The 17,947-nt window shown below is 62.9% G+C and carries 11 protein-coding genes, 1 tRNA gene and 2 rRNA genes; 9 read left to right on the top strand and 5 right to left on the bottom strand.

All coding sequences use genetic code 11. The annotated features are described in order from the left end of the window. Positions 1-220: 220 nt before the first annotated feature. Both OKW27_RS06830 and rrf read left to right on the top strand, forming a co-directional pair. Positions 221-3,102 (top strand): 23S ribosomal RNA (locus OKW27_RS06830). Positions 3,103-3,329: 227 nt separating this feature from the next. Beyond that, positions 3,330-3,443, top strand: a 5S ribosomal RNA gene (gene rrf, locus OKW27_RS06825). Positions 3,444-3,621: 178 nt separating this feature from the next. Here rrf and OKW27_RS06820 read toward each other — a convergent pair. Beyond that, the gene (locus tag OKW27_RS06820; protein WP_090808528.1) at positions 3,622-4,083 is read right to left on the bottom strand and encodes a hypothetical protein; all 462 of its coding nucleotides are present in this window, start codon (positions 4,081-4,083) and stop codon (positions 3,622-3,624) included. Between the two features lie 396 nt (positions 4,084-4,479). Here OKW27_RS06820 and OKW27_RS06815 point away from each other — a divergent pair, with 396 nt between their 5' ends. The 4 genes from OKW27_RS06815 (at position 4,480) to dhaL (ending at position 9,437) form a co-directional block, all read left to right on the top strand. Further along, entirely contained in the window at positions 4,480-5,808 is a 1,329-nt protein-coding gene (locus tag OKW27_RS06815) for a Zn-dependent hydrolase (protein ID WP_429333010.1), read from the top strand. Then, a complete protein-coding gene (locus OKW27_RS06810; RefSeq protein WP_429333009.1) occupies positions 5,805-7,295 on the top strand; it encodes a M81 family metallopeptidase in 1,491 nt (496 codons plus the stop codon). The genes OKW27_RS06815 and OKW27_RS06810 overlap by 4 nt, the downstream gene beginning before the upstream one ends. A 78-nt stretch (positions 7,296-7,373) precedes the next feature. Next, positions 7,374-7,450 (top strand) — tRNA-Val (locus tag OKW27_RS06805). A 283-nt stretch (positions 7,451-7,733) separates the two neighbouring features. Beyond that, a complete protein-coding gene (gene dhaL, locus OKW27_RS06800) occupies positions 7,734-9,437 on the top strand; it encodes a dihydroxyacetone kinase subunit DhaL (protein ID WP_429333008.1) in 1,704 nt (567 codons plus the stop codon). Positions 9,438-9,513: 76 nt separating this feature from the next. Here dhaL and OKW27_RS06795 read toward each other — a convergent pair whose 3' ends face one another. From OKW27_RS06795 to selD, 4 genes are all read right to left on the bottom strand, one after another. After that, positions 9,514-9,648 carry a hypothetical protein gene (locus tag OKW27_RS06795; protein ID WP_143037237.1) on the bottom strand — a complete coding sequence of 45 codons (135 nt, stop codon included), beginning with the start codon at positions 9,646-9,648 and terminating at the stop codon, positions 9,514-9,516. A 36-nt stretch (positions 9,649-9,684) separates the two neighbouring features. Beyond that, positions 9,685-10,740: a permease gene (locus OKW27_RS06790; RefSeq protein WP_429333007.1), complete on the bottom strand. Its 1,056-nt coding sequence runs from the start codon at positions 10,738-10,740 to the stop codon at positions 9,685-9,687. 25 nt (positions 10,741-10,765) lie between these two features. Continuing rightward, entirely contained in the window at positions 10,766-11,833 is a 1,068-nt protein-coding gene (gene mnmH / locus OKW27_RS06785) for a tRNA 2-selenouridine(34) synthase MnmH (protein WP_429333006.1), read from the bottom strand. A 116-nt stretch (positions 11,834-11,949) separates the two neighbouring features. Then, positions 11,950-13,008, bottom strand: a complete 1,059-nt coding sequence (gene selD / locus OKW27_RS06780; protein ID WP_429333005.1) for a selenide, water dikinase SelD — start codon at positions 13,006-13,008, stop codon at positions 11,950-11,952. 248 nt (positions 13,009-13,256) lie between these two features. On the opposite strand from selD, the gene fdnG reads away from it, so the two are divergent. From fdnG to OKW27_RS06765, 3 genes are read left to right on the top strand one after another with little or no spacing between them, the layout of a single operon-like run. Then, a complete protein-coding gene (gene fdnG, locus OKW27_RS06775; RefSeq protein ID WP_429333004.1) occupies positions 13,257-16,325 on the top strand; it encodes a formate dehydrogenase-N subunit alpha in 3,069 nt (1,022 codons plus the stop codon). 9 nt (positions 16,326-16,334) lie between these two features. Then, entirely contained in the window at positions 16,335-17,258 is a 924-nt protein-coding gene (gene fdxH / locus OKW27_RS06770) for a formate dehydrogenase subunit beta (RefSeq protein WP_090808548.1), read from the top strand. Further along, positions 17,255-17,911 (top strand): formate dehydrogenase subunit gamma, encoded by a 657-nt coding sequence (locus OKW27_RS06765; RefSeq protein WP_429333003.1) that lies wholly within the window; start codon positions 17,255-17,257, stop codon positions 17,909-17,911. Before fdxH ends, OKW27_RS06765 begins: the two co-directional genes overlap by 4 nt. The last annotated feature ends 36 nt before the right edge of the window (positions 17,912-17,947 follow it).

Here is a 17,947-nt window from a genome sequence, read left to right as displayed (position 1 = left end):
TAAAGAGATTCACGAAAGGCACCTGGAGATGGGTGCGGAGTAGGTGAATCAGGGTTGTGATTGTATCGATGTATTTTAAAGGTGATCGAAAGATTGCTTTGGAATACGGCGCAACACGAATACTCAACCTGTAGCGAGTGCGTCTATCCCCTGCGGGGATGGGACCCACGTAAGCGCTAAAGCGCTAGCGTGGGTCGACACAGAGACACACCCGTTATAGGGTCAAGCGAACAAGTGCATGTGGTGGATGCCTTGGCGATCACAGGCGATGAAGGACGCGGTAGCCTGCGAAAAGCTCCGGGGAGCTGGCAAACGAGCATTGATCCGGAGATGTCCGAATGGGGAAACCCACTCCTAATGGAGTATCCGTAGCTGAATCCATAGGCTGCGTGAGGCGAACGCGGTGAACTGAAACATCTAAGTAACCGCAGGAAAAGAAATCAACCGAGATTCCCAGAGTAGTGGCGAGCGAAATGGGATCAGCCGGTACACGTTATCTGTATTGTTAGTCGAACGCTCTGGAAAGTGCGGCCATAGCAGGTGATAGCCCTGTAGACGAAAACAGCATGGAAGAACTGGGTGTACGAGAAGTAGGGCGGGACACGTGAAATCCTGTCTGAAGATGGGGGGACCATCCTCCAAGGCTAAATACTCGTGATCGACCGATAGTGAACCAGTACCGTGAGGGAAAGGCGAAAAGAACCCCGGGAGGGGAGTGAAACAGATCCTGAAACCGCATGCATACAAACAGTCGGAGCCTCTGCGAAGGGGTGACGGCGTACCTTTTGTATAATGGGTCAGCGACTTACATTCAGTGGCGAGCTTAACCGATTAGGGCAGGCGTAGCGAAAGCGAGTCCGAACAGGGCGTCCAGTCGCTGGGTGTAGACCCGAAACCAGGTGATCTATCCATGGCCAGGTTGAAGGCACGGTAACACGTGCTGGAGGACCGAACCCACTAACGTTGAAAAGTTAGGGGATGAGCTGTGGATAGGGGTGAAAGGCTAAACAAACCTGGAAATAGCTGGTTCTCTCCGAAAACTATTTAGGTAGTGCCTCGTGTATCACCTTCGGGGGTAGAGCACTGTCATGGTTGTGGGGTCCATTGCGGATTACTACGCCATAGCAAACTCCGAATACCGAAGAGTGCAATCACGGGAGACAGACATCGGGTGCTAACGTCCGGTGTCAAGAGGGAAACAACCCAGACCGCCAGCTAAGGTCCCCAAATATGGCTAAGTGGGAAACGAAGTGGGAAGGCTAAAACAGTCAGGAGGTTGGCTTAGAAGCAGCCACCCTTTAAAGAAAGCGTAATAGCTCACTGATCGAGTCGTCCTGCGCGGAAGATGTAACGGGGCTAAGCCATATACCGAAGCTGCGGATGCACAGTAATGTGCATGGTAGGAGAGCGTTCCGTAAGCCTGCGAAGGTGCACTGGAAAGTGTGCTGGAGGTATCGGAAGTGCGAATGCTGACATGAGTAGCGATAAAGGGGGTGAAAGGCCCCCTCGCCGTAAGCCCAAGGTTTCCTACGCAACGTTCATCGGCGTAGGGTGAGTCGGCCCCTAAGGCGAGGCAGAAATGCGTAGCTGATGGGAAGCAGATTAATATTTCTGCACCATTGTGAAATGCGATGGGGGGACGGATCGCGGAAGGTTGTCCGGGTGTTGGAAGTCCCGGTCCTTGCATTGGAGAAGGCGCTTTGGCAAATCCGGGCGCGGAATTCAAGGGTGCGAGGCGAGCCACTTCGGTGGCGAAGCAACTGGAAGGGGTTCCAGGAAAAGCCTCTAAGCTTCAGTTTCACAGTGACCGTACCGCAAACCGACACAGGTGGGCGAGATGAGTATTCTAAGGCGCTTGAGAGAACTCGGGAGAAGGAACTCGGCAAATTGGTACCGTAACTTCGGGATAAGGTACGCCCTCATAGCCTGACTGGCCTGCGCCAGAAGGGTGAAAGGGTTGCAATAAACTGGTGGCTGCGACTGTTTAATAAAAACACAGCACTCTGCAAACACGAAAGTGGACGTATAGGGTGTGACGCCTGCCCGGTGCCGGAAGATTAAATGATGGGGTGCAAGCTCCTGATTGAAGTCCCGGTAAACGGCGGCCGTAACTATAACGGTCCTAAGGTAGCGAAATTCCTTGTCGGGTAAGTTCCGACCTGCACGAATGGCGTAACGATGGCCACACTGTCTCCTCCCGAGACTCAGCGAAGTTGAAGTGTTTGTGATGATGCAATCTCCCCGCGGCTAGACGGAAAGACCCCATGAACCTTTACTGCAGCTTTGCATTGGACTTTGAACCGGTCTGTGTAGGATAGGTGGGAGGCTATGAAGTTGGGACGCCAGTCTCAATGGAGCCGTCCTTGAAATACCACCCTGATCTGTTTGAGGTTCTAACCTTGGCCCGTGATCCGGGTCGGGGACAGTGCATGGTAGGCAGTTTGACTGGGGCGGTCTCCTCCCAAAGTGTAACGGAGGAGTACGAAGGTACGCTAGGTACGGTCGGAAATCGTGCTGATAGTGCAATGGCATAAGCGTGCTTGACTGTGAGACTGACAAGTCGAACAGGTGCGAAAGCAGGTCATAGTGATCCGGTGGTTCTGTATGGAAGGGCCATCGCTCAACGGATAAAAGGTACTCTGGGGATAACAGGCTGATACCGCCCAAGAGTTCATATCGACGGCGGTGTTTGGCACCTCGATGTCGGCTCATCTCATCCTGGGGCTGTAGCCGGTCCCAAGGGTATGGCTGTTCGCCATTTAAAGAGGTACGTGAGCTGGGTTTAAAACGTCGTGAGACAGTTTGGTCCCTATCTGCCGTGGGCGCTGGATATTTGAAGGGGGCTGCTCCTAGTACGAGAGGACCGGAGTGGACGAACCTCTGGTGTACCGGTTGTCACGCCAGTGGCATCGCCGGGTAGCTATGTTCGGAAGAGATAACCGCTGAAAGCATCTAAGCGGGAAACTCGCCTTAAGATGAGATATCCCCGGGGCTTCGAGCCCCTTGAAGGGTCGTTCAAGACCAGGACGTTGATAGGTCAGGTGTGCACGTACAGTAATGTACTGAGCTAACTGATACTAATTGCCCGTAAGGCTTGATCCTATAACAGGTGTGTCTCGACCCGCGTGAGTGCTTCAGCACTTACGCGGGTCCGATCCCCGAAGGGGATTTGTGTGACCTCCCGCGGGAGCTCACAGAAACGCACGGTTGGGATTCAGTGTTGTGCCAGAAACAACACAACCCCCCACACTCGAATCCTTTACGCTTCTTCCCGATTGGCTGTGGCGCGACCGGTTGACTTCAACCCTGCGACGCAGCAACCCGTCATGCCTGATGACCATAGCGAGTCGGCCCCACCCCTTCCCATCCCGAACAGGACCGTGAAACGACTCCACGCCGATGATAGTGCGGATTGCCCGTGTGAAAGTAGGTAATCGTCAGGCTCCCCTCCAGTCAGAAACCCCACCCGCCGCGGTGGGGTTTTTGCGTTTACGCGGCCGACTTTGCCCGCTTCACTACTTTCCGATCCGCAACGCATCCGCGTAACCCGGCGACTTCCGACGCGGTCGTCCAAAATCCATGTCCTTCCGGCTCGGCCGGCCAGCACCTCCTCCAAACACGCTAAGCCCGCTTACGCGCCGGCGCTCGATCGGATCCCCCTGCGATAAAGCAGTCGAGTCTTTCGCTGGCCTCCGTAATCGCCCAAAGCGGAGCGCGATGCAGCTGCCGATCGTAGCTCGTTGCGATCGATGCAAAGAGCGCGAATCCCGCTTCGTCAAGTTTCCATTCGTTGCGTTCCCGACCTGCGTCGAACATCATCGCCGAGGCGCGGTCCGCGGCGTGGAGCTCTTCGTGGCTCATCGAGCCAAAGCCGGCATCAGCGAGGTAGCTGGTCAACAGCATGATCTGCGTGACCGTCTGCGCATCGCTCTTCGTACCGAGGCCACGGCGCAGTGCGTCGAGCGACAGATGAACTCGCAACGCGAGATCGTCGGCGATCTGGCGCGCGATGGGCAACAGCATGGCTTTGGCATGCCGCGCGCGGGCGGCGCCAGTGTTGCGGAAAGGAATTGGTTGTGCCATGGAGATCCGAGGGGTTTGCCTGAGCACATGCAATAACGGCGCGCTTCGCAAAAGGTTGAGCCTTCATTGCGTTTTAGCCGCTTCCTTCGACGAAAACGTTTGCTGGCGGCCACTTGCGCGCAGATTGCCGGCACGTCGCGGCGTCCGTCGTCGAGCGAATTGGCACCTGCATCGCCCGCGATGCGCCGTTCACTCCCCACGAACCCAGCGGCTTTGCTTTCTATGCTTGCCCACGGAAAGGCGTCGCGCCGCATTGCCACCTCGCGCGCGTCCGGCCATCTACCTCGGCGAAACCTCTCTATCATGACGATTGGAACAACCTCGGCCAGCAAGCCGGAACGGAGCAAGTCCCGCCGGCAAGCGCCATCCAGCTGTCTTCGACCCGAGGATGCATCGATGCAGACTCATTCATCCAACGTTGTCTCGACGCCCGCCGATTTGCGGATCGACGGCGCGCGGCTGTGGGACTGTCTCATGCAGCTCGCGCGGATCGGCGCGACCGACAAACGCGGTGTCTGCCGTCCAGCACTGACCGAACTCGACCGTGAGGCACGCGATCAGTTCATCGCGTGGACGAAGGAGATCGGCCGCACGGTGCCGGTCGACGCGATCGGCAATATTTTCGCGCGGAGGACGGGGCTGCGTGACGATCTGCCGCCCATAATGACGGGCAGCCATCTCGACACGCAGCCGACCGGCGGCAAATTCGACGGCAATTATGGTGTGCTGGCAGGGCTGGAGGTGCTGCGCCCGCTGGCCGAGGCCAACGTGCAGACCATCGCGCTGCTCGAGGTTGCCATGTGGACCAACGAGGAGGGCTCACGATTCTTGCCGGTGATAATGGGCTCCGGCGTGTTCGCCGGCGCATTCACGCTCGAGCACGCGCTAGCGCAACGCGATCGCGACGGCGTAGCGGTGCGCCACGCGCTAGCGGCGATCGGCTATGCCGGCGAGCATCGCAAGTCGCACGCTGTCGGCGCATATTTCGAGGTGCATATCGAACAGGAGTCCGTGCTCGAAGCGCACGACAAGGTCATCGGCGTCGTGCAGGGAGCGCTCGGGCAGCGCTGGTACGACCTGACCGCGCACGGCATGGAAGCGCACGCGGGGCCGATGGCGCTGCGCCGCGACGCGCTGCTCGTCGCCGCGGATCCGATCCATGCGGTGAACCGTATCGCACTCGATCACGCGCCGCATGGCCGTAGCACGGTCGGCTGGCTCGACGTGCATTCAAACTCGCGCAACGTCATTGCGGGCCGCGTGAAATTCAGCGTCGACCTGCGCGCAGCCGATGACGCATCGCTCACTGCGATGGACCTCGCATGGCGTGCAGCGTGCGCGCAGGCGGGCAGCAATGGGGGCAACGCCGCCATCAACGCCGCCGCCACCCGCGCGAGCAGCAGCTTGGACGCCCCCGTCACTACCGACATCGAGCAGGTCGTCTACTTCCCGCCGCAGCGATTCGCCGCGCAATGGATCGCCGAGGTCAGACAGAGCGCGGAGCGGCTCGGTGTGTCGTCGATGGACGTGATCAGCGGCGCGGGACACGACGCCGCCTACCTCGCGCGCGGCGCACCCAGCGCGATGATCTTCGTTCCCTGCAAGGACGGCATTAGCCACAACGAAATCGAGGACGCGCGCGCCGATCATCTGGAAGCCGGCTGCAATATGCTGCTGCAGGTGATGCCGAGCGCGGCGTCGAGAACGGGGAGCATGCGCGCATGAAGATCCTGATCGCACGAATGAACCACGAGACCAACACGTTCTCGCCAGTAGAGACCCCGCTGGCCGCATTCGGCCGCAACGGTCCGAGCTACGGCCGCGCCGCGTTCGACGAAAACAAGGGCATGCAAACCGCGATGGCCGCGTTCATCGACGCCGCCGAGCGCGTGCATGCCGAAATCGTGACGCCGATCTCCGCCATGGCGAATCCGAGCGGGCCGGTCGACGCCGCCGCCTACGATACGATCTGCGACGCGATCGTGGCAGCCGCGACGGGCTGCGACGCGGTGATGCTCGATCTGCACGGCGCGATGGTCGCCGAGAACTCGACCGACGGTGAAGGCGATCTGCTCGGGCGCGTGCGTGCGTCGCTGCCGCACGCGCCGATCGCGGTCGCGCTCGATCTGCATGGCAACGTCACGCAAAAAATGATCGACAACGCCGACGTCATCGTCAGCTTCAAGACCTATCCGCACGTCGACATGTACGAGACTGGCGCACATGCAGCGCGCTTGCTGTTCGACATGATCGAGGGCCACGCGAAGCCGGTGATCGCGTGGCGTCAGCCGCCGCTGCTCACGCACACGCTGCGCAGCGCGAGCGTTGACGGCGCGATGAAACGCGCGCTCGATGCCGCGCGCGCCGCCGAGGCCGACGGCATGCTCGCGGTGTCGGTGCTGGCGGGCTTCTCGCTCGCCGATATCGAAGCGCCATGCATTAGCGTCGTCGTCGTGGGCAATGGCGAGCGCGCGGATGCGGAGGCGGTCGCCGAGCGCATCGCGCGGCAGATCTGGGACGAGCGCGACGATTTTGTCTATCGCAGCGCGCCGCTTGCCGAATCGGTCGCGCGGGCGGCGTCGCTGGCACGCGCCGCCGATAAACCGGTGCTAATGCTCGATCACGGCGACAACTGCATGTCGGGCGGCACGTGCGACACGATGGATTTGCTCGAGGAAGCGTTGAGGCAGGGCCTCGAAGGCATCGTCAGCGGGCCGTTGTGCGATCCGCAGGCGGTCGCGGCCCTGGCGGCCTCGGGCGTCGGTAGCAGGGTCACGCTCGCGATCGGCAACAAGCTCACAAACGATGCATTGCCTTCGCGTTCGCCGCTTGCCCTGACCGGCGTCGTGCGCGCGCTGACCGACGGCGAATACGTGATCAGCGGCCCGACCTACACCGGCCAGCGCGCGTACATGGGGCGCGCGGCAGTGCTCGACACCGGCACGGTGAAACTCGTCGTGACCGAACGAACGCATGAGCCGTGGGATCTCGGCGTGTTCGAGAGCGTCGGCATCGATCCGCGCCGCGCGCGTTTTCTGCTGCTCAAATCACGCATGTATTGCCGGCCGGTTTTCGTGCCGATCGCGGAGGCACTCGTCGAATGCGATAGCCGCGGCGTCACGAGTTCGGACTATGGTCTGTTCAGCTTCGAGCACGTGAAGCGGCCGGTTTATCCATTGGACCCTCACACCGAATGGACCGCGACGAACTGATCGACATGCATGCGTTTCGATAAGTCGCGGCAAGGGCTTGTGCAGTCCGCATTGAGTCTCTATAATTCGCGCCTCTAAAGGCTCGTAGCTCAGTTGGTTAGAGCACCACCTTGACATGGTGGGGGTCGTTGGTTCGAATCCAATCGAGCCTACCAACGCATCTGTGACGTAGACGAAAGCGGTTCCGCTTTCGTCTACGGTCCTGTCAAATCGATCCAGTCGTTCCCTCAGTTTCGCCGTTCGGCATCACGTCCCCTTCGTTGTTGTTGTCCGCTCGTGGCCCGAAGCTCATGCACATTCACGCGCGCTCTCGCCGTTGCGTCGTCGTTCGACAATGCGCGGTACAGTTAGACCTTCCGCTTTCGCCGCCGACCCGACTGCCGTTCCCATCGCATCTTCGATCATGCGATGCCGGCAGCATCCAACGGAGCTGACGCAATGAAGAAGCTCATCAACGATGTGTCCACCGTGGTCCCCGAGATGCTCGACGGGCTCATCGCGCTCAATCCCCAACTCTCGCTATTGCAAGGCGGCACGATCGTCTTGCGCGCCGATGCCCAGGCCGTGGCCGCGCGCGGCGAGGTCGCGCTGATCTCGGGCGGCGGCTCGGGCCACGAGCCCGCGCACGGCGGCTATGTGGGCCACGGCATGCTGAGCGCGGCGGTAGCCGGCGAGATCTTCACCTCGCCCTCCACCGACGCCGTGCTCGACGCGATACGCGCGGTGGCCGGCCCCGCGGGCGCGTTGCTGATCGTCAAGAACTACACGGGCGACCGCTTCAACTTCGGCCTCGCGGCTGAAATCGCGCGCGCCGAGGGCATCCTCGTTGAGATGATGATCGTCGCCGACGACGTCGCGCTGAGCGCGAGCGGCGATCACGCGGGCCGTCGCGGACTCGCGGGCACAGTGTTGGTTCACAAGATCGCGGGCGCGGCGGCCGCGCGCGGTTTGCCGTTGGCCGAGGTCGCGCGGCTCGCTCGGGAAGCGGCCGCGTCGCTCGGCACGATGGGCGTCGCGCTGACGCCGTGCACGGTGCCGGCCGCGGGCAAGCCGGGCTTCGCGCTGGGCGATGGCGAAATCGAATGGGGCCTCGGCATTCATGGCGAAGCCGGCGTGGCGCGCGGCGCGCTGGAGCCGGCCGACGCGATCGTCGGCAAGCTGCTTGCAAAGATCGTCGACGATCTCGCGTTGCAGGCGGGCGAGCGCGTCGCGCTGCTCGTCAACAATCTGGGTGGCACGCCGCCGAGCGAACTCAACGTGGTGGCTGGTGCCGCGCTGCGCGAGCTTGCCGGGCGCGGCATCGAAGTCGCGCGCGCGTGGGCCGGCACGTTCCTGAGCGCGCTCGAAATGGCCGGCGTCTCGCTGACGCTGCTGCGTATCGATGACGAACGGCTGAGCCTGCTCGACGCCGCCTCACAGACGAGCGCATGGCCTGCGCTGAGCGGCCGCGTCGCGCAGGTCGCGGTGCGTGCGGCGCCACCCGCGCCGCAAAGCGCGAGCGGCGCGACGCTCGCGCGTGACGCGACGCTGCGGCGCGCGCTCGAAGCGGTCTGCGAGTGCCTGCTGGCAGCCGAGCCGACATTGACCGAAATGGACCAGCGCGTCGGCGACGGCGACCTCGGCATCAGCCTCGCGCGCGGCGCACGCGCGGTGCAGCTCGAGCTCGATTCCTACGCGTGCGCAACCACGCCGGGCGCGGTATTGCGCGGCATGTCGGCGACGCTGCGGCGCGTGGTGGGCGGCACGTCGGGTCCGCTGTACGCGGTGATGCTGCTGCGCGCGGCGGCCGCGCTCGAACAGTCGGGCGGGACCACCGCACGGCAATGGGCGACGGCGTTCAGCGCCGGTGTCGATGGGTTGATGGAACTGGGGGGCGCGCGGCCGGGCGATCGGACGATGGTCGATGCGCTGAGGCCCGCTGCCGACGCGCTGCACGACGCACTCGCTCAGGGAGCGTCGACGGATGCCGCATTGCAGGCCACCGTCGCTGCGGCATGCGACGGCACGTCTCGTACCGCATCGATGCATCCGCGGCGCGGGCGTTCGAGCTATGTCGGCGAGCGCGCGCTCGGTCATATGGACCCGGGCGCGCATGCGGTCGCGTTGTGGCTCGCGGCGATTCGCGACGCGCTTCCCGGTTAGGCGCAGCCTGACGCGAACGATACGGCGAACGCAAGGGACGAGCGCACTTTCGCAGCAGGGAAAAACTACGCCGCCGTCACGGCCGCAGGAGATCGAATCCCGCGAACGCCACGACGCCGCTCAGTGCGATCAGCGCCACCGAGTGCTGTCCAAGGTACAGCAGCCCGGCAGCGGACCAACACGTGACAGCGAATGCGGCAATACGTTTCATGCTTTCTTCTTCTACGACTCGAACTCAAAAACCGACTCAGAAGCCCAGCGTAACGGCCAGCAGTCCACTGACGACACCGCCCACCACCACTGCACAGGTCACCACCGTCAGCACGCGCCGCGGAAACGACCGCGCGAGCATCGCGAGCGACGGCACGCTGACGAGCGGCAGCGTCATCAGCAGCGCGCCGGCGGGGCCGGCGGCCATGCCGAACGACAGCATCGCCTGAATGATCGGCACTTCACCCGCGGTCGGAATCACGAACAGCGTGCCGGCGATCGACAGCGCGATGATCCACAGCAGGCTGTTGTCGACGTCCGGGCCGATGTGCGGAAACAGCCACGCGCGCGCCGCGCCGAGAATCAGCACGAGCGCGATGTATTCCGGCACGAGCCGCAGCGTCATGCGCCCCAGAATCGTGATCCAGCGGGAGAACGCGGTGCCTGGATCGTCGGCGCTGACCCGTTGCGCGACGGCCTCTCGCGACGCTTGCGCTTCCTGTGGCGTGACCATGCGGTTCACGACGTAGCCAAGGCCGAGCACCATCACGATGCCGAGCGCGAGGCGCAGGCCCATCCACTGCCAGCCGAGCACGAAGCCCATGAAGATCAGCGTAGCGGGATTCAGCGCGGTATTACCGAGCCAAAAAGCAATCGCCGCGCCCGGCGCCGCTTCACGCGCGCGCAGGCCCGCGACGACCGGCGCCGCGCAGCAGGTGCACATCATGCCCGGCAACGACATCAGGCCGCCTTTGACGACGCTGTTGAAGTCGGCACGGCCGAGAGCGCGCGCGACCCATTGCGGTGGAATCAGCGCCTGTACCGCGGAGCCGAGCAGCAGGCCGAGCACCATCGCCTGCCAGATTGCCTTGCCGTAAGCGAGCGCGAAGTCGATCGCGGCCTGCCATGACGCCGCCGGCGCGCTCGCGGACGTGCCCATCAGGATCGACTTGCCGATCGAATGCTGGCTCGCGGCGACGAACGCGCGGTTGTAGTACGGAAACCACTTCACATAGAAGAGGCCGACGACGGCGATCAGCAGGAACACGATCCAGCCAAGCGTGACGCGGGGTTGCCGAAGGGTTGATTGCATGATGGTTGTTGAATGTCGTTGTGGATCAACCGACGACTAGCGTGCGGGTATCGAGCTGCGCGAGCAGCGTTTTCGCCTGCTCGACGATGTCGGCGTCGTTCGGGCGGAAATCGAGTTGCAGCGCGCCCGGCAACTGCTCGAAATGCTGGCCGCTGCTGCGCGCGTATGCGGGATCGTAGTGACGTTCGATCAGTTCGCGCGCGAGCTCGGCGCGCCGGTTCTCGTCGACGAGCCGCAGCCAGCCCGTGACCCGCTCGCGGCTGTGCAGACCGATCAACCGTTCCAGCTGTCCCTTGAAGTAATCGGGATGCTCGAACAGATGCGCGTAATCCTGCAAAAGAAACGCCGCGCGGTCCTCGCTGCTCGAGCGCACCTCGACGCACGCGCCGCGATGAAACGTTTCGAGCAGCGCGAGCGGCAGCGTGACGGAGCCGATGCGCCGGCTTTCCGCCTCGACGAACACCGGCCGGTTCACGTCGAAGTCGCGCAGCGCGGTGACGAGCAGCGTGTCGAAACGCTTTTGCGACGGCTGCGCCACGCCCGCATACGCGCCGAGCAGCGAGCCGCGATGCGCGGCGAGCGCCTCGAGGTCGAGCGTTTGCGCGCCGGCCTCATGCAGCGCCGACAGCAGCCGGGTCTTGCCGCTGCCGGTCGGGCCCACGAGCGCGATATAGCTGAAACGACGCGGCAGGGTTTCGAGCCTCTCCAGCGTGGCGCGCCGGTAGCTCTTGTAGCCGCCGTCGAGCTGCCGCGCCGACCAGCCGATCATGTTGAACAGCGTCGTGACCGAGCCCGAACGCTTGCCGCCGCGCCAGCAGTAGATCAGCGGGCGCCAGTTGCGCTGCCGGTCGGCGAACGTGGTTTCCAGATGATGCGCGATGTTGCGCGCGACCAACGCCGCGCCGAGCCGCGTGCCCTCGAACGGCGACACCTGCGTGTAGGTCGTGCCGACCAGCACGCGTTCCTCGTTGCTCAGCACTGGCGCGTTGGTCGCGCCCGGAATATGGTCTTCCTCGAACTCTAGCGGAGTGCGAACGTCGACGATTTCATCGAAATCGCCGGCTTTGTCGAGGCTGACTAGAAGACTTTTCAAGGGAGTAGGGACAAAACGGACCGCGGGAAGACCGAAATTATCGCATGGGCGGCTCGTTCGGGCCGGTTATATGCGTCCTTCCCGGGTTCTCCAGTGACGTCCTTCGGCCGCCTACCTCAGATGACTTCGACCCGCGCTTCCCCGCTCACCAGCTCGCCGATCACCCGTGCGTCGGCAAAGCCATCGGCGCGGAACAGCGCGAGCACTTCGTCTAACGCTTCGGGCGAGCACGACACCAGCAGGCCGCCCGACGTCTGCGGATCGGTCAACAACGCGCGGCCGGCGGACGGCAAGGTGGCGGGCAGCACCACGTCGTGGCCGTAGGCATCCCAGTTGCGGCCCGATGCGCCGGTGAAAATGCCTGCTTGCGCGAGGCTCGCGACGTTCGGCAGCCACGGCAGGTCCGCGTAGCGCACACGCGCGGTCAGCTTCGAGCCGCGTGCGAGTTCCAGCGTGTGGCCGAGCAGGCCGAAGCCGGTGATGTCGGTCAGCGCATGCACGCCGTCGAGCCGCGCCAGCTCGGCGCCCGGCCGGTTCAGCTTGGTGGTCGCGCCGATCATTGCCGCGTAGCCGGCCTCGTCGAGCCGGTCTTTCTTCAATGCCGCGGACAGAATCCCGACGCCGAGCGGTTTGCCGAGGATCAGCACGTCGCCGGCCTGGCCGCCCGCGTTGCGCTTGACGCGCTTCGGATCGACGATGCCCAGCGCGACGAGGCCGTAAATCGGCTCGACGGAATCGATCGAATGGCCGCCCGCGAGCGGGATGCCTGCTTCCGCGCAGACCGATTCGCCGCCTTTCAGCACGGCCGCGATCACGTCGTGCGGCAGCACGTTGATCGGCATGCCGACGATCGCGAGCGCCATGATCGGCTTGCCGCCCATCGCGTAGACGTCGGAGATCGCGTTGGTCGCGGCGATGCGGCCGAAGTCGAATGGATCGTCGACGATCGGCATGAAGAAATCGGTGGTCGCGACGATCGCCTGGTCTTCGTTGAGCTTGTAGACGGCGGCGTCGTCGGCGGTGTCGTTGCCGACCAGCAGGTCGGGGAAGAATGGCAGCGGCGCGCTGCGCTTGAGCAGATCGGCGAGCAGGCCGGGCGCGATCTTGCAGCCGCAGCCGCCGCCGTGCGACAGGCTCGTCAGGCGGGGCGACTGGCTTGCTTGGACTTGGGTCATGGGGGCGAGAGTTGGGGTTCGTCGAATGACCGCATTATGAGGGTTGTTTTCACCCTGTGCAGCGTCGGCACGGGCACAAACCGGCTCTATGCCGAACCCGTTTCGCCCCCCGTTTTGCCGAGCGATAAACGGCCCCTTTCAAGTGACTTTCGCATGCCCCATCTACCGGGGTGGCGAATGCACTATGCTGCATGTCGCGAAACGGCATCTATAATCAATTTTGTCCCCAAAAGAGCCGAGGCCATGCAATGACGCAAATGACTCGGCGACAATTCCTGAAGGTCTCTGCCACGACACTTGCCGGATCGAGCCTGGCCCTGATGGGCTTCTCGCCGACACCCGCGCTGGCCGAAGTCCGTCAGTACAAATTGTCGCGTGCGACTGAAACCCGCAACACCTGCCCCTACTGTTCGGTGGGCTGCGGCATCCTGATGTACGGTCTTGGCGACGAGGCCAAGAATGTGAAGACGAGCATCTTCCACATCGAGGGCGACCCCGACCATCCGGTCAATCGCGGCACGCTGTGCCCGAAGGGCGCGAGCCTGATCGACTTCATCCATAGCTCGAGCCGTCTGCGCTATCCCGAGTACCGCGCGGCCGGGGCGAACGAGTGGAAGCGCATCTCGTGGGAAGACGCGCTAGACCGCATCGCGAAGCTGATGAAGGAAGACCGCGACGCGAACTTCGTCGAGACGACTGCGGACGGCAAGAAGGTCAACCGCTGGCTGACTACCGGCATGCTCGCGGCATCGGCCGGCAGCAACGAGGTGGGTTATCTGACGCACAAGACTATTCGCAGTCTTGGCATGCTCGGATTCGACAATCAGGCGCGTGTCTGACATGGCCCGACGGTGGCAGGTCTTGCCCCGACGTTTGGCCGTGGAGCGATGACGAACCATTGGGTCGACATCAGAAACGCGGACGTGATTCTCGTGATGGGCGGCAATGCGGCCGAGGCACACCCATGCGGTTTCAAATGGGTCACCGAAGCCAAGGCGCACCGCAAGGCGCGTCTGATCGTGGTCGACCCGCGCTTTACGCGTACGGCGTCGGTCGCGGACTACTTCGTGCAGATCCGCACCGGTACGGACATTGCGTTCCTCGGCGGGGTGATCAACTACCTGCTGACGAACGACAAGATCCAGCACGAGTACGTGAAGAACTACACGGACGTGCCGTTCATCGTGCGCGAGGATTTCGCGTTCAAGGACGGCCTGTTTTCCGGCTACCACGCCGACACGCGCAGCTACGACAAGGCCTCGTGGGACTACGTGCGCGGCGATGACGGCTTCGCCAAGGTCGATCCGACGCTGCAGGACCCGCGCTGCGTCTATCAGCTGATGAAGCAGCACTACTCGCGCTACACGCCCGAGCAGGTCGAGAAAATCTGCGGCGTGCCGAAGGAGAAGTTCCAGCACGTGTGCGAGATGCTCGCGTCGACGTCGGTGCCGAACCGCGCGGCCACGATCATGTACGCGCTCGGCTGGACGCATCACTCGGTCGGCTCGCAGATCATCCGCACCGGCGCGATGGTGCAGCTGCTGCTCGGCAACATCGGCATCGCGGGCGGCGGAATGAACGCGCTGCGCGGCCATTCGAACATCCAGGGCCTGACGGATCTCGGCCTGATGTCGAACCTGCTGCCGGGCTACATGACGCTGCCCATGGAAGCGGAGCAGGACTTCGACGCCTATATCGCGAAGCGCGCCAAACAGCCGCTGCGGCCGAACCAGCTGAGCTACTGGCGCAACTATCGCGCGTTCCACGTGAGCTTCATGAAATCGTGGTGGGGCGACAAGGCGACCGCCGACAACAACTTCGCTTTCGACTATCTGCCGAAGCTCGACAAGTCCTACGACCTACTGCAGGTCTTCGAGCTGATGAATCAGGGCAAAATGACCGGCTACATCGCGCAGGGCTTCAATCCGCTTGCCGCCGCGCCGTTCAAGGCGAAGAACGGCGCGGCGCTGGCCAAGCTGAAGTGGCTCGTGATCATGGATCCGCTCGCGACCGAAACGTCGGAGTTCTGGAAGAACTACGGCCCGTTAAACGACGTCGACAGCGGCTCGATCCAGACAGAGGTGTTTCGTCTACCGACCACCTGCTTCGCCGAGGAACGCGGCTCGCTCGTTAGTTCGAGCCGGGTGCTGCAGTGGCATTGGCAGGGCGCGGACGGTCCCGGCGAAGCGAAGAGCGACCTCGATATCATGGCGGGGCTGTGGCTGCGTATTCGCGACGCTTATCGCAAGGACGGCGGCAAGTATCCCGATCCGATCCTGAACATGAGCTGGCCGTATGCGAACCCGGAAAGCCCGACGCCCGAAGAACTCGCGATGGAGTACAACGGCAAGGCGCTCGCGGACGTCACCGATCCGAAGGACACGACCAAGGTGCTCGCGAAGAAGGGCGAGCAGCTCGCGAGTTTCGCGCTGCTGCGCGACGACGGCTCGACCTCGAGCGGCTGCTGGATCTTCTGCGGCGCGTGGACCCAGGCGGGCAACCAGATGGGCCGCCGCGACAACTCGGACCCGACCGGCATCGGCAACACGCTGAACTGGGCCTGGGCATGGCCGGTGAACCGGCGGGTTCTGTACAACCGCGCGTCGTGCGATCTCAGTGGCAAGCCGTTCGATCCGACGCGCAAGCTGATCGCGTGGAACGGCAGCAGGTGGTCGGGCGCCGACATTCCGGACTTCAAGGTCGACGAGCCGCCCGAAGACGGCATGAATCCGTTCATCATGAATCCGGAAGGCGTGGCTTGCTTCTTCGCGCGCGAAGCTTTGGTGGAAGGGCCATTCCCCGAGCACTACGAGCCGTTCGAAACGCCGCTCGGCTACAACCCGCTGCATCCGGACAACAAGTTGGTCGTCAGCAATCCTGCGGCGCGCGTGTTCCCGGACGACAAGGCCACGTTCGGCACGCACGAGAACTTCCCGCATACGGCGACCACCTATCGTCTGACCGAGCATTTCCACTACTGGACCAAACACGCGCGTCTGAACGCGATCATCCAGCCCGAGCAGTTCGTCGAGATTGGCGAAGACCTCGCGAAGGAGATCGGCGTGGTAGCCGGCGACCGGGTCAAGGTGAGCTCGAACCGCGGGCACCTGGTTGCCGTCGCGGTCGTGACGAAGCGGATCAAACCGCTGATGATCGAAGGCAAGAAGGTGCAGACCGTCGGGCTGCCGCTCCATTGGGGCTTCAAAGGGATCGCGAGGCCGGGCTATCTCATCAATACGCTGACGCCCCCGGTGGGCGACGGGAATTCGCAGACACCGGAATTCAAGTCGTTCCTCGTCAAGGTCGAAAAGGCATAAGGAAAAGAGATGGCACTGCAATCACTGGACATCAGACGCGTTTCGGCCACCACCACGCAGCCGCCGGTGATTCGCGAGCCGGCCACGGGCACGGTCGCGAAGCTCATCGACGTGTCGAAGTGCATCGGCTGCAAGGCGTGTCAGACGGCCTGCATGGAGTGGAACGATCTGCGCGACGAGATCGGCGTGAACGTGGGCGTCTACGACAACCCGCCCGATCTCACCGAGCATTCGTGGACCGTCATGCGGTTTGCCGAGTACGAGAATTCCGCCGGCGATATCGAATGGCTGATCCGCAAGGACGGCTGCATGCACTGCGAGGACCCGGGCTGCCTGAAGGCCTGTCCGGCGCCGGGCGCGATCGTGCAGTACACGAACGGCATCGTGGATTTCCACCAGGAGAACTGCATCGGCTGCGGCTTCTGCATCGCCGGCTGCCCGTTCGACATCCCGCGTATGTCGAAGAAGGATCACCGCGTGTACAAGTGCACGCTGTGTTCGGATCGTGTGGCGGTCGGCCAGGAGCCGGCGTGCGTGAAGACCTGCCCGACCGGCGCGATCATGTTCGGCACCAAGGAGGACATGAAGCAGCAGGCCGAGGACCGCATCGTCGATCTGAAGGAGCGCGGTTTTCAGAACGCTGGCCTGTATAACCCGGACAAGGTCGGCGGCACGCATGTGATGTACGTGTTGCACCACGCCGACCGGCCGTCGCTGTATCACGGCCTGCCGGACGATCCGCGCATCAGTCCGCTGGTCTCGTTGTGGAAGGGCATCGCCAAGCCGATCGGGCTCGCCATTATGGGGATCGCCGCGCTCGCGGGCTTCTTCCACTACACGCGCGTCGGCCCGAACGAGGTGTCCGAGGCCGACGAAGCCGCAGCCGTCAAGGAAGCCGAAGAAGCACGCCGTTCGCGGGAGGGTAGGCAATGAACCACTCTGAGCACACCGACTTCACGGACGTAAAGGGCAACCGACTGATCGTGCGCTATACGCCGAACGAGCGCACGAATCATTGGATCACCGCGATCTGTTTCATCCTGCTTGCGCTGTCCGGTCTCGCGCTGTTCCATCCGTCGATGGCGTTTCTGTACGTGGTACTCGGCGGCGGGCAGTGGACGCGGATTCTGCACCCGTTCATCGGCTGCGTGATGTTCGTCTCGTTCCTGATTCTTGCGTTGCGCTTCTGGCATCACAACTATCTGGACCAGGCGGATATCCAGTGGATGAAGCAGATCGGCGACGTGCTGAACAATCGCGAGGAACGCCTGCCCGCAATCGGCAGGTACAACGCCGGGCAGAAGCTGCTGTTCTTCGTGATGGTGATCTGTATGCTGCTGCTGTTGCTGAGCGGCATCGTGATCTGGCGGCGCTACTTTTCGTTCTATTTCCCGATTGGTGTGATCCGGCTCTCGGCGCTCGTGCATGCCGTGACGGCATTCCTGCTGATCGTCGGCATCATCGTGCATATCTATGCGGCGCTGTGGGTCAAGGGCTCCATAGGTGCGATGACGCGCGGCACCGTTACCTATGGCTGGGCGCGCAAGCATCATCCAAACTGGTTCAGGGAAATCATCGGCAAGTAAACGCTCCATAGACGCTGCTCCGATGCGGACTCTAAT

Origin of the sequence: Paraburkholderia sp. 35.1, assembly GCF_050436525.1 — a bacterium.
Lineage (GTDB): Bacteria > Pseudomonadota > Gammaproteobacteria > Burkholderiales > Burkholderiaceae > Paraburkholderia > Paraburkholderia tuberum.
Note: the sequence above shows the minus strand (reverse complement) of the source record. Positions and strands in the feature narration are given on the sequence as shown.